Below are 12,179 nucleotides of genomic sequence, written 5' to 3' on the forward strand. Positions count from 1 at the left end.
ACACTTGCACGAAGCTCTGGTTTAACGCTAACGACCGTGCTTGGCGTGTGAATGTGCAAAGCACATTCTGTTTTATAAAGAGAACATAATAATTGGAGAATAGAATATATGTCAGATACAGATATTATCAACACAGCACAACAGGATTTTAACTGCATTAGTAAGAAAAGACGAATATTAAGCCTTGTCTTATATATTGTTATAACAGCAGTGCTTACGCAGATAGACCAGGTAACTAAGTATATAGCTGAACAAAGGTTGTACAATAAGCCGGATTTTGTAATTATTAAAGATGTTCTTCATCTTACATATCTTAGAAATAACGGAAGTGCATTTGGAATGTTTAGCGGGAAAATTAATGCCTTTCTGGTGCTTACAGTAATTATGATATGTTTAATTACATACGTAGTTCTTAAGACACCATTAATCAGGAAATATATACCTGTATACATAACCTGTATTTTACTTGCTGCTGGAGCTATAGGAAACTTTATAGACAGGGTGAGATTGGGATATGTGCGTGATTTTATATATTTCAAAATAATTAATTTTCCAGTATTTAATATAGCAGATTGTTATGTTACAGTGTCAGTTATTATATTTATAATACTTATTCTTTTTGTATATAAGAATGAAGATGATTTTGCGTTCTTATCTTTAAAGAAATAAGCAGGGCAATATATTAATTATATGAATCTTGGATTATTATTAGAATTGAGGAATAGAATGCAGAATACTATGGTTGACGAAATAATAAATACGGATAAAGAAAATTTGCTGGAAGATACTACATTTATTGTAGATATTGATGATAAGAATACACGAATTGACAAGTATCTTTCTGATGAACTGGCAGATGTATCACGTTCAAGAATACAGAAGCTGCTTGATGAGGGTATGATTACTGTCAATAATAACAAAGTCAAATCCAATTATAAGGTTGCGGCTGATGATATTATAAATGTACATATTCCTGAGCTTGTAGTTCCTGAAATTGTTCCTGAGGATATTTCGCTTGATATAGTATATGAAGATGACGACATAATAGTTATTAATAAGCCAAAAGGTATGGTTGTACATCCAGCTGCAGGGCACTATAGTGGAACGCTTGTTAATGCCCTGATGTATCATTGCCGTGATAATCTATCGGGAATTAATGGTGTATTAAGACCGGGAATAGTTCACAGAATTGATATGAATACAACAGGTGTTATCGTTGCCTGCAAGAATGATTATGCACATAATTTTATTGCACAGCAGTTAAGTGTTCATTCTATTACAAGAAAATATTATGCCATAGTACATAATCAATTTAATAACACTGAGGGTGTTGTAGATGCTCCGATTGGCCGCAATCCATCAGATAGAAAGAAGATGGCAGTTGATAAAAAGAATGGTAAAAGGGCAGTAACGCATTATAGAGTATTAGAACAATTTGGCAAATTCAGCTACATTGAATGTCAGTTAGAAACCGGACGGACACATCAGATAAGAGTTCATATGGCAAGCATAGGACATCCGTTGCTTGGAGATGATGTATATGGAAGCGGCAAATCTCCATTTAATCTGTGTGGACAGACCCTGCACGCAGGTGTTCTTGGTTTTATACATCCGACAACAAAAGAGTATGTGGAATATAGTGCAGATTTGCCAGAATATTTTCAAAAGGTTATTAGCCGGTTAAGGAACAGTTAAGTCATATTATACAGAAGCAGATAACAGTATATAATTATTTATATAGTAAATATCAAGTATTGTCTGGGCACTTCAATATGACAGATATCAGGATTTATAGCAGGTAGTAGGATTATGAGAAGGAAAGAGTTTATTGATACTATATTAAATGGTATTTCGGATACATTTGATATATATCATAATTATTGGTTTAACAATAGAAAATTTGTCATATACGCATATAATTACAAGAACAGGGATAAGTTCTCGACAACTGATTCTGCAAAATTATGGGATATGAAATGTTTTGAGCATTTATTCTTTATTAACAGTGATTCACTTGATGAAGAACAGTTAAAGGACCTTGTTAAGTTCACGATTGAGCAGATAGAACCGCATTTTGTCCGTAATGATAACAAACTTCCTTGTAAAAATCATATGTATTCGTATATTTCATTTATAATTATTACAAGAAATAAGCCTGATGATAATGTAAAGCTTATGATAGAGAAGACTAACATTGTAAAGAAATATATGTTTGGAGCAAGAGGGTACAGTAATATCCGCCTGGTCTGTGTTACCCCAAGCCAGTTCAGCGTTATTTCCAACCGATATGGCAAAGAAATATCCGATTATCTTAAGAAGATGATGTCCAGCGGTTATTAATAAATATCAAAAATATTGTGTAAAATGAATGAATTTTGCATAAAATAGCTGGATTTTATATACAATTTAATGTATAATACAACTAAATCAAAGAGCTGTTTGAAATATTTAGGTAACCGGGAGGTAATGTATTATGGATGAAAGAACAGTAATTACAATAGGTCGTGAATTTGGTAGTGGCGGACACGAGATAGGAATGAAGCTTGCTGAGAAGTTAGGAATTAAATGTTATGATAAGGAACTTCTTCAGGTTGCTGCAAAGGAAAGTGGATTGTGTGAGGAGTTATTTGCCTCTCAGGATGAAAAGCCTACTAACAGTTTCCTTTATTCTTTGGTTATGGATACATATTCACTTGGTTATTCTAATTCATATGTTGATATGCCAATTAATCACAAAGTATTCTTGGCACAGTTTGATGCAATAAAGAAGCTTGCAGCTAAAGAGTCTTGTGTGATTGTTGGACGTTGTGCAGACTATGCACTTGAAGATGATCCATTTGCAGTAAGTGTATGGATTAAAGCAAGTCTTGATGAAAGAATTAAGAGAATTAAGAAGTTATATGAACTAAATGATTCTAAGGCTGCTGATCTTATACAGAAGACAGATAAGAAGAGAGCAAGCTACTACAATTATTATTCAAGTAAGAAGTGGGGCGAAGCTAAGAGCTATGATTTATGTATAGATAGTGGTCTTGTAGGAATTGATGGAGCTATTGAGCTTATATTAAAGTTCATAGAACTTAAAGAGAAAAATCAGAATAATGGTTAATTGATATGGAAATTCGTGGTTATAAGCGCATAAAGAAGAAAGATATTAAAAGATGGTTCAAAGGCAGTAATTTAATAGTATATGTTTTAATTTTACTGTTGCTTTTATTGATATTGTTGTTTGCATTTAAGACGATAGTCAGTATGCATAATGATAATGTATCATCAGATAGTGATGAGTCTGCAGATACAACAGAGGAAGATACCGGTTCAACAACAGAGGAGTCTGCATATATAGCAAAGAACCAGTCGTATAAGATTAGAATTAATGTCAGCAGGAACATTGCTATTATATACAGTATAAATTCTAATAATGGGTTCGATAATGTTGTGAAGGCTTTTTATGTATCTGTTAACAGTAATATTAATACTGGTGACACATTTATATCAGAGAAGGCTGAGTGGCGTAAGCTTGATATTACTGGATATGGTCATTATAGTACAAGACTTAATAATTCAGAATATATATGTTCATCTGCATATTTTACCAAGACAGTTGGTAATATGAATATAGATGAATATAATAAAATGGGAACAAGTGCTTCAAGCGGTTCAATCTATATGACACCTGCCGATGCCAAATGGATATATAATAACTGCGGTGTTAATACACAGGTGCAGATAGAGAATGATTTCGATATCCCTTCTTCAGTTAATATAACAGAATTTAAAAAATATAACTATGTTGATAAACTCGAAGAATAAATATGAGTATCATATAATTTGTCTTAATATAAAGATGAATTATATGATACTTTTTTTGTGACAATTTTTGACTAAAGGTCATAATTTGTGATATACTTTATAAGTTATTATAAAAATTACATAAATTAACAAAAATTAACAAAGGGAGAAAATTATGTCACAGATTATTATTATGGCAACGATAATTATATATCTTGCCGCAGTTGTGTACATTGGTGTTCTATGTTCAAAGAAGAACAACGCTGTTGATGATTTTTATCTTGGTGGACGAAAGTTAGGACCATTTGTTACAGCTATGAGTGCAGAAGCGTCTGATATGAGTAGCTGGCTTTTAATGGGACTGCCAGGACTTGCTTATCTTACAGGTGTTGCGGATGCAGCGTGGACAGCTATAGGTCTTGCAATAGGAACATATGTGAACTGGCTGATTGTAGCTAAAAGAATACGTAAATATACACAAGCATATGATTCATTTACAATTCCTGATTTCTTTTCAAAGAGATTTGGAGATGAAAAGAGAATATTAACATTAATAGCTGCTATAGTTATTGTAGTATTCTTTATTCCATATACAGCTTCAGGATTTGCCGCCTGTGGTAAGCTGTTTTCAAGTCTTTTTGGATTTAATTATTTAACAGCAATGATAATAAGTGCAATTGTTATTGTTGCATATTGTACATTAGGTGGATTTCTTGCCGCTAGTATGACAGATTTAATTCAAAGTATAGTTATGACAATAGCACTGGTTGTAGTTGTTGTATATGGTGTTAATGTTGCAGGTGGCTTTGATATGGTTATGGAAAATTCCAAAGCACTTCCAGGATATCTTGGATTATTTGATACATATTCAGCAGCGACTAATTCAGCAGAGCCTTACAGCCTGCTTAAAATTGCATCTATGTTAGCGTGGGGACTTGGATACTTTGGTATGCCACATGTATTATTGAGATTTATGGCTATAGAGGACGAAGAAAAGCTTAAATTATCAAGAAGAGTTGCTTCTATATGGGTAGTTATTTCTTTATCTGTAGCTGTATTTATTGGTATTGTTGGTCTTAGTATGACTAAGGCAGGTGCTATTGAAACACTTACAGGAAGTAACTCTGAGACGATAATTGTAAAAATAGCTCATTTATTATCTACACACGGAGTTGCCACAGCCATAATTGCTGGTGTTATATTAGCAGGAATTCTTGCAGCGACAATGTCTACAGCAGATTCACAGTTACTAGCAGCAGCTTCAAGTATTTCACAGAATATACTTACAGATGTATTCCATATTAAAATGTCTAAAAATGCATCTATGAATGTAGCTAGAATTACAGTTGTAATTATATCTGTAATTTCAATTATTCTTGCATCAAATCCGGACAGTTCTGTATTTGAAATTGTATCATTTGCGTGGGCTGGATTCGGAGCTACATTTGGACCTGTTGTATTATGTGCATTATTCTGGAAAAAAGCTAATAAATATGGAATTACTGCTGGAATGATATCTGGTGGAATTATGATATTCGTATGGAAATATGGAATATCTAAGCTTGGAGGAATATTCTCAATATATGAATTGCTTCCAGCATTCATTGTTGCATTACTTGTTATAGTTATTGTAAGTTATGCAACAGGCGGTCCATCAAAGGAAGTTATTGAAAAGTTTGAAGAAGTTAAAAATAAGTAATTAGATATAATAAATACAATATAACGCCGATAAACTGAGATTTATCGGCGTTATATGTTTAACTTATACTGCTCTTTTTATGGATTTTTATAGATAATAAAAGCTATTGTTAATTACTGTAGGCATTATACAACAATAATATAACAATAGCTTTGAATTATTTATAGATTATTTAGCAACAAGCCTTCCCTGATATAGCTTTTTTTGGAGCATATTAATATGGAATTCTTTCTGGTATTTCTTTATCTTGTTAGTTTCATTCTCGGTTATAATAGATAAAGCCAGTCCCTGATTGCCGTTACGTCCACATCGTCCAACACGGTGTATGTATTCTTTTGATTCCTCAGGCAGATTTACATTAATAACAACATCAATATCATCAATCTGAAGTCCTCTTGCAGCTATATCTGTGGCCAGTAATAACTGGAGCTTTCCTGAGCGGAATTTATCAAGTGTATTACGCTTGGTTGTTGCATCTGCATTGCTTGAAAGGTAACCCACATTATAATTATGATATAAGAGCTTTTGGAGTGATTCTTCAAGGTCATATTTGGTGTTAATAAAGATTATTGCCTTGGAAGGTTTAACCGCCTTAATAAGCTTTCTAAGAGTTTCTATGCGTTCACGTCTGTCTGTTATAACATAGTTATGCTTTATTGTTGAAGGAATTACACTTTCAGAAGCTTTGATAGAATTAATATCAATGTCTATAGGTTTAAATGTAAGGTTGTTAGCTTCTTTGCGTGTCTTCTTATCTATGCTTGCAGAAAAAAGAAGAACTTGAGTATACTTCATAAGTGACTTTCTTATCGAATGAACGTGTTCAATATAAGTCTTTCCAAGAAGCTTGTCAGCTTCATCTAATACGAGTGACTTTACTTCGTGTACCTTAATCTTCTTCATATTGATAAGCTGACATATTCTTGCAGGTGTTCCAATAAGAATTGAAGGCTTAGACTTAAGATTATCAATCTGTCTGTTAATATTACCCTCTCCAGTTACAAACATAGATGTATATGGACAACCCTCATATGAGAATAACTGTTCAGCCTGATGGTTTACCTGGGAAGCAAGTTCACCATTAGGAACAAGGATTATAGCCTGAATATTCTTTGAATGAGTAGGCTTATGTCCATTATAGGTGTTCTTATTATTCACAGTGCTTCCAGCGTTGTTATTCTTAGAGCTAATATCAGCATTGTTATTCTTGAAACTATTATTATTGCCTGTTATATGTGAAATTATAGGGCAAAGATAAGCTAAAGTCTTACCTGTTCCAGTTCCTGAGCATACAATTACATCTTTATTGTTAGATATATGCTTATAAGTCTTAGCCTGTACATCTGTCATATCTGTTATGCCGGACTGAGAAAGTATTGAAACAACATTAGTATCAATATTATCTATATCTTTAAATAACATATTTATATATCTCCATTCTGTATAGTATTATAATATATTATTCTATCAGATTAGATGTTAAAAGTCTAATTGTGTTCAGATGAATAATAATATAATAACAGATGATTACCAGTAATTATAGTATCAGATGTCATATTATTAAGCTGCATAATATTATTAATGTATGTATTACGGTCTTCCAGTCCATTATTATAATCAGCTTCTAATGACCATAATGTATCATCAGAAGTTACTTCTACACTTGTATAATACTTCTTTAAATATGGTCTGGTATCTGTCTCAGAGGCTTTAACCATAATAGAGCCAAGTGTTATTACAGCCAGAATAATTACTGGAATTATAAGCTTTAATAAAATATTATTACATATGCAATATATATTATCAGAATTATTATGCCCTAAGCTGTTATGTTTAATATTGAATATGTTATCACTATTACGCTTATCAATATTGTATTGTCTATTATTAACACTTTCACTATAGTTATTACATTCATTATTATATATATTGATTAAATCTGTATGGCTATGTACTGCTATTGAATTGTTCATAATATTACCTCCAACTGATGCATTTAAAACATATGTTCTTTATATTGGTAATTATAAATTGCGAACAGTTGTTTGTCAATATCAATCGAACATAAATTCAGAAAAAATGTTCTGAAAATACGTTTGCGTTATGGACAGATGTATGTTATTATATTGTATATAGTTATATGATTTGGAGGTAAATATATGGCATATGGCAGAATAACACAGAAACAGTCTGAGATACTTGAATATATAAAGTCACAGATATTGAATAAAGGATATCCACCATCAGTTAGAGATATATGTGCTGCTGTTAATTTAAAGTCAACATCATCAGTACACGCACATCTTGAATCTCTTGAGAAGAATGGTTACATAAGAAGAGATCCAACAAAGTCAAGAACAATAGAGATTATAGATGATAATTTTAATCTTGCCCGCAGAGAGGTAGTTAATGTACCTATTCTTGGCCGTGTAGCTGCCGGAGAGCCTTTACTGGCAGTTGATAATATAACTGGCTACTTCCCTATTCCAGCGGAATTTATGCCTAATGAAGAGTGTTTTATGCTTACTGTTCAGGGTGAAAGTATGATTAATACAGGAATTTACAATGGCGACCACGTTATTGTTAAGAAGTGTAATACTGCTGAGAATTCAGATATTGTTGTAGCACTTATAGATGATTCTGCAACAGTAAAGAGATTTTACAAAGAAGACGGACATATAAGACTTCAGCCAGAGAATGATTTTATGGATCCTATTATAGTTGATGATTGTTCAATAGTCGGTAAGGTTATAGGTCTGATAAGATGGCAGGTTGATTAATTATCTGCACATAATATAGTACATAATACACACTGTATATAGTATCATAATTATAATGTATATAATATCATCAAGCGTAATACACTTGATGATATTATATATACTATAAAAGCTGTAAATTTATGAATGGTTATAGATAAATAATACCGACAATCATAAATTTACAGCTTTTATTTTTGCTTTTTTATTTTTAGAGTGTATCTATATCAACTTCTTTGCCATCTCGCCATAATCTTTCAAGATTATAGAATGAACGGCTTTCTTCATCAAATATGTGAAGTACAACATCATTATAGTCAAGGAGAATCCAAGAAGCATTGTTGTAACCCTCTACCTTAGGGTCATCAAAGCCAGCCTTGTACATCTGCTCTTCAACATTGTCAACCATAGCCTGCACCTGATTGGCATTGCTTCCGTTGGCAATTATGAAATAATCTGCAAGAATAGATATTTCACTTATATCTATTACTTTTACATCATATCCCTTTTTTTCCTTTAATGCTTCTACAGCTACTTTTGCCATCTGTTTTGAAGTATCTTTTATCATAATATTTAGTCCTTTCTGTTATCATTTTCTATTATTATTAAGGTTTATTTGCATTTATAAAATTTATAGGTATCCAGAGTAATGCTGTCAATCGGATTGCCTTTTTTGTTAAGATAATTAATTGTATCATCTAATATCTGTAAAACAGCTTTGTCAATATCAGTAAATGCAAGATATCTGATTGTATCAAGATTAGCCGCTTTGTTGCGATATGGTTCAATATAGTCAGCTACAAATACGATTTTCTCAAGCATAGTCATATCAGGATGTCCGGTCGTGTGCCATTTGATAGCACCAAGTATGTCTTCATCTTTAATACCATATTTTACATCTGCATAAAATGCACCAAGCTTTGAATGTAAAAGATAAGGGCTTTCGTATTCTGACTTAGTTATTTCTATATTATTCTGTTCACATTCGGTTATTTTTTGTTCGTCTGGAACACATTTTGCACAGTCGTGTAACAGGCCGCTTATATACGCTTTCTGCATATCTACACCATATCTTGATGCAAGACAGGCAGATGTATCTGCAACACCAATAGTGTGTCTGAAACGCATTTTATCACTCTTTAAAGCACGTTTAACATCTTTTCTAAGGCTTTCAATATATGAATTATCCATACCATTTATCTCCATTCTAGTACACTAATAAAGAAGTAAAATAATTAAATGGTTTACTGTGCATTGATATATAAATATATATTTATATTTATAAATTACCATTTTGCAGCAAAAATCTTTTTGATATTAGTATCTTTTATTTTTAAGCCGTAAAAAATTTTTTATTATACAATCCATTGTCGGCTATATATCCAGCAACCGCATTTCCAACAAACGGCGAAATATTGTGACCTGCCGCCGCTTCATCACGGATAAATGTTGAGCTGAATGGGTAATCATCGCAAGATATTAAGTCTATATGTGCATTATACTTATCTATAAGCCAGTCACGTCTTTTTATAAGCTCATCGAGTGGGTGTTCGTCCCTGTTAGCGGCAAGTATATGACAGTTGGCACATATATAATCAGGCTTATACCATGTATTAAGTGTAAATAATGAGTCTGCACCGATTATAAAGTATATCTTATCATAATCGTCTTTCAGCAGTTTTAATGTATCGGCTGTATAAGTTCTGCCACCACGTTCTATCTCTAATGTTGATAATTCCATATAGTCATAATCTTTAATAGCAAGGCTGACCATATTACAGCGATGTGTGGCAGAAACTATATTGCTGTTGTCCTTATAAGCCGGCGAATATGATGGCATAACAAGAATATATGGTATATTGAATTGTTCGTGTGCCGCTTTGGCAATCGCAATGTGTCCATTGTGGACAGGATTAAATGTACCGCCCATTATTCCAACTATGCCGGACATATAGCCTCCTTAAAAACTCATTATGTTAATTCTGTAATATGATTTATTTAATTTGATATTACTTCTTCTTATTATCCTTAGGAAGTTCAATTTTCTTGTTATCCTTAGACTCTTTATATAATACAATCTTCTTTCCGATAACCTGAACAACCTGTGAGTGTGTTCTCTCAGCTACAATCTGTGCGATTTCCTTAGGATCATCAGCACAGTTCTGAAGAACATTAATCTTTATTAACTCCCTTGCTTCCAATGCCTCGGCTATAGCCTTGGTATTTTCTGGTGTAAGACTATTCTTTCCAAACTGGAATATTGGATCCATAGTCATAGCAAGTCCCTTTAAATATGCACGCTGTTTGCTTGTCATAGTTAATTCCTTTCTTTTATGTGTTTCATTGCATAGTCAGTGATAAGATTATGCAATGAAATATTTATAGTGTCATACATTATTTCTATTAAGTAAGCTCTATAATAATAAAATCTATTAAGCTCTATAATAATCAAATTCAAGATAATCGCCAACCCGTACTGTATCGCCCTCTTCAATTCCAAGTTCTTCAAGTCGGTCGATAGCACCAGAACTCTTCATAAACTTCTGGAAGAAGTTAAAGCCTTTTTCTGACTCAAGGTTAGTGTAACCAAGCATTTTATCAATACGTTCACCTTCAACGATGAATACGCCATTCTCGTCAATATATACATTGTAATTATCATCTGAGTTATCAAGAAGTTCGTCAACATCGAATTCCTTCTCAAATATAACTACATCATCAGGGAAGTTATCAAGAAGCTCTCTTACTGCGTATAAAAGTTCTTTAACGCCCTGTCCGGTTACGGCTGATATTGGGTATACCTTAATGCCTTCCGGCTCAAATGCGGCCTTTATAAGCTCTACAGGGTTAGTTCCTGAGCCGTCATCATATATGGCATCAATCTTATTGGCAGCTATTACCTGAGGCCTTTTAAGAAGATCAGGATTGTAAGCCTCTAATTCTGCATTGATAGCTTTAATATCAGCTATAGGATCTCGTCCCTCAGTAGAAGCTGCATCTACAATATGGATAATAACCTTAGTTCTCTCAATGTGTCTTAAGAACTGGTGTCCAAGACCAACGCCCTCAGAAGCACCCTCTATAAGACCTGGAATATCAGCTATTACAAAGCCCTTACCACCATCTATATCAACAACACCAAGATTAGGGTTAAGTGTTGTGAAATGATAGTTAGCTATCTTTGGACGTGCATTAGTTACTCTTGATAAAAATGTAGATTTACCCACGTTAGGGAAACCAACAAGACCTACATCAGCAATACATTTTAATTCAAGTCTTACCCAGAGCTCTTTAGCTTCCTGTCCCGGCTGTGCATACTGTGGAGCCTGCATTGTAGCTGTGGCATAGTTCATATTACCCTTTCCGCCGCGTCCACCTTTAAGGATAGTTTCTTTCATATTATCGCCTGACATATCAGCAATTACCTTGCCTGATTCGTCATCATATATTACAGTACCTTCAGGAACTTTGATTATAAGGTCTTCTCCGTTCTTTCCAGTACATCTTTTCTTTCCGCCTTCTTCACCGCTCTGTGCGATATACTTGCTATTATGTCTGAAATCACCAAGTGTATTAAGTCCTTTATCTACCTGAAATATGATGTCACCACCGTGTCCACCATTACCGCCATCTGGTCCACCAGCAGGTACATAAAGCTCACGTCTGAAACTTACGTGTCCGTCCCCACCCTTACCAGATTTAATAAATATTCTTACTTTATCTGAAAACATATTAATCTCCATTCTAACGCTGCTAAAAGCCGCTTGTTATATTACATAAATATATAAATAAGCCAATCTGAAATATCATATCTGAAATATCGTATAGCAATATTTGTATTATATATTAAAAGAAATATTGCCTGTTTATAGGTTAAAACAATAATTAGATATTAATTAGTTAATTAATTATCCCCTCTAATTCACAAA

General features: G+C 33.2%; 14 protein-coding genes. 7 read left to right on the top strand and 7 right to left on the bottom strand.

Annotated features, from left to right (window positions below; genetic code table 11):
* Positions 1-108 precede the first annotated feature (108 nt).
* From lspA to WMO14_RS01625, 6 genes are all read left to right on the top strand, one after another.
* Positions 109-669 (top strand): signal peptidase II, encoded by a 561-nt coding sequence (gene lspA / locus WMO14_RS01600; RefSeq protein WP_349153156.1) that lies wholly within the window; start codon positions 109-111, stop codon positions 667-669.
* 69 nt (positions 670-738) lie between these two features.
* A complete protein-coding gene (locus WMO14_RS01605; protein ID WP_082437129.1) occupies positions 739-1,695 on the top strand; it encodes an RluA family pseudouridine synthase in 957 nt (318 codons plus the stop codon).
* A 114-nt stretch (positions 1,696-1,809) separates the two neighbouring features.
* Positions 1,810-2,340, top strand: a complete 531-nt coding sequence (locus tag WMO14_RS01610) for a DUF8052 family protein (RefSeq protein ID WP_022501771.1) — start codon at positions 1,810-1,812, stop codon at positions 2,338-2,340.
* A gap of 133 nt (positions 2,341-2,473) precedes the next feature.
* Entirely contained in the window at positions 2,474-3,109 is a 636-nt protein-coding gene (locus WMO14_RS01615) for a cytidylate kinase-like family protein (protein ID WP_022501770.1), read from the top strand.
* Between the two features lie 143 nt (positions 3,110-3,252).
* Entirely contained in the window at positions 3,253-3,813 is a 561-nt protein-coding gene (locus tag WMO14_RS01620) for a L,D-transpeptidase family protein (RefSeq protein ID WP_147581239.1), read from the top strand.
* A gap of 154 nt (positions 3,814-3,967) precedes the next feature.
* Positions 3,968-5,491, top strand: a complete 1,524-nt coding sequence (locus WMO14_RS01625) for a sodium/proline symporter (RefSeq protein WP_349153157.1) — start codon at positions 3,968-3,970, stop codon at positions 5,489-5,491.
* A 168-nt stretch (positions 5,492-5,659) separates the two neighbouring features.
* On the opposite strand, the gene WMO14_RS01630 is transcribed toward WMO14_RS01625, so the two are convergent.
* Positions 5,660-6,913, bottom strand: coding sequence for a DEAD/DEAH box helicase (locus WMO14_RS01630; protein WP_022501767.1), 1,254 nt, complete (start codon positions 6,911-6,913; stop codon positions 5,660-5,662).
* Positions 6,914-6,978: 65 nt separating this feature from the next.
* A complete protein-coding gene (locus WMO14_RS01635; protein ID WP_116443411.1) occupies positions 6,979-7,464 on the bottom strand; it encodes a LysM peptidoglycan-binding domain-containing protein in 486 nt (161 codons plus the stop codon).
* Between the two features lie 186 nt (positions 7,465-7,650).
* Between WMO14_RS01635 and lexA the strand changes: the two genes are divergently transcribed.
* Positions 7,651-8,271 carry a transcriptional repressor LexA gene (gene lexA / locus WMO14_RS01640; protein WP_022501765.1) on the top strand — a complete coding sequence of 207 codons (621 nt, stop codon included), beginning with the start codon at positions 7,651-7,653 and terminating at the stop codon, positions 8,269-8,271.
* 190 nt (positions 8,272-8,461) lie between these two features.
* On the opposite strand, the gene rsfS is transcribed toward lexA, so the two are convergent.
* From rsfS to obgE, 5 genes are all read right to left on the bottom strand, one after another.
* The gene (rsfS, locus tag WMO14_RS01645) at positions 8,462-8,818 is read right to left on the bottom strand and encodes a ribosome silencing factor (protein WP_318295450.1); all 357 of its coding nucleotides are present in this window, start codon (positions 8,816-8,818) and stop codon (positions 8,462-8,464) included.
* A gap of 44 nt (positions 8,819-8,862) precedes the next feature.
* Positions 8,863-9,441, bottom strand: coding sequence for a bis(5'-nucleosyl)-tetraphosphatase (symmetrical) YqeK (gene yqeK, locus WMO14_RS01650; RefSeq protein WP_055174732.1), 579 nt, complete (start codon positions 9,439-9,441; stop codon positions 8,863-8,865).
* A gap of 142 nt (positions 9,442-9,583) precedes the next feature.
* Positions 9,584-10,201, bottom strand: a complete 618-nt coding sequence (gene nadD, locus WMO14_RS01655; protein WP_055174734.1) for a nicotinate (nicotinamide) nucleotide adenylyltransferase — start codon at positions 10,199-10,201, stop codon at positions 9,584-9,586.
* A 58-nt stretch (positions 10,202-10,259) separates the two neighbouring features.
* Entirely contained in the window at positions 10,260-10,565 is a 306-nt protein-coding gene (yhbY, locus tag WMO14_RS01660; RefSeq protein WP_022207054.1) for a ribosome assembly RNA-binding protein YhbY, read from the bottom strand.
* Positions 10,566-10,682: 117 nt separating this feature from the next.
* A complete protein-coding gene (gene obgE, locus WMO14_RS01665; protein WP_022501761.1) occupies positions 10,683-11,981 on the bottom strand; it encodes a GTPase ObgE in 1,299 nt (432 codons plus the stop codon).
* Between the last annotated feature and the right edge of the window lie 198 nt (positions 11,982-12,179).

It is taken from the genome of Lachnospira rogosae (ex Hitch et al. 2025), from assembly GCF_040096455.1.
Lineage (GTDB): Bacteria > Bacillota > Clostridia > Lachnospirales > Lachnospiraceae > Lachnospira > Lachnospira rogosae.

Excerpts from the sequence above, each read along its gene's own strand:
- lspA (WP_349153156.1), top strand. The coding sequence starts at position 109 with ATGTCAGATACAGATATTATCAACACAGCACAACAGGATTTTAACTGC.
- WMO14_RS01605 (WP_082437129.1), top strand. The coding sequence starts at position 739 with ATGGTTGACGAAATAATAAATACGGATAAAGAAAATTTGCTGGAAGAT.
- WMO14_RS01610 (WP_022501771.1), top strand. The coding sequence starts at position 1,810 with ATGAGAAGGAAAGAGTTTATTGATACTATATTAAATGGTATTTCGGAT.
- WMO14_RS01615 (WP_022501770.1), top strand. The coding sequence starts at position 2,474 with ATGGATGAAAGAACAGTAATTACAATAGGTCGTGAATTTGGTAGTGGC.
- WMO14_RS01620 (WP_147581239.1), top strand. The coding sequence starts at position 3,253 with ATGCATAATGATAATGTATCATCAGATAGTGATGAGTCTGCAGATACA.
- WMO14_RS01625 (WP_349153157.1), top strand. The coding sequence starts at position 3,968 with ATGTCACAGATTATTATTATGGCAACGATAATTATATATCTTGCCGCA.
- WMO14_RS01630 (WP_022501767.1), bottom strand. The coding sequence starts at position 6,913 with ATGTTATTTAAAGATATAGATAATATTGATACTAATGTTGTTTCAATA.
- WMO14_RS01635 (WP_116443411.1), bottom strand. The coding sequence starts at position 7,464 with ATGAACAATTCAATAGCAGTACATAGCCATACAGATTTAATCAATATA.
- lexA (WP_022501765.1), top strand. The coding sequence starts at position 7,651 with ATGGCATATGGCAGAATAACACAGAAACAGTCTGAGATACTTGAATAT.
- rsfS (WP_318295450.1), bottom strand. The coding sequence starts at position 8,818 with ATGATAAAAGATACTTCAAAACAGATGGCAAAAGTAGCTGTAGAAGCA.
- yqeK (WP_055174732.1), bottom strand. The coding sequence starts at position 9,441 with ATGGATAATTCATATATTGAAAGCCTTAGAAAAGATGTTAAACGTGCT.
- nadD (WP_055174734.1), bottom strand. The coding sequence starts at position 10,201 with ATGTCCGGCATAGTTGGAATAATGGGCGGTACATTTAATCCTGTCCAC.
- yhbY (WP_022207054.1), bottom strand. The coding sequence starts at position 10,565 with ATGACAAGCAAACAGCGTGCATATTTAAAGGGACTTGCTATGACTATG.
- obgE (WP_022501761.1), bottom strand. The coding sequence starts at position 11,981 with ATGTTTTCAGATAAAGTAAGAATATTTATTAAATCTGGTAAGGGTGGG.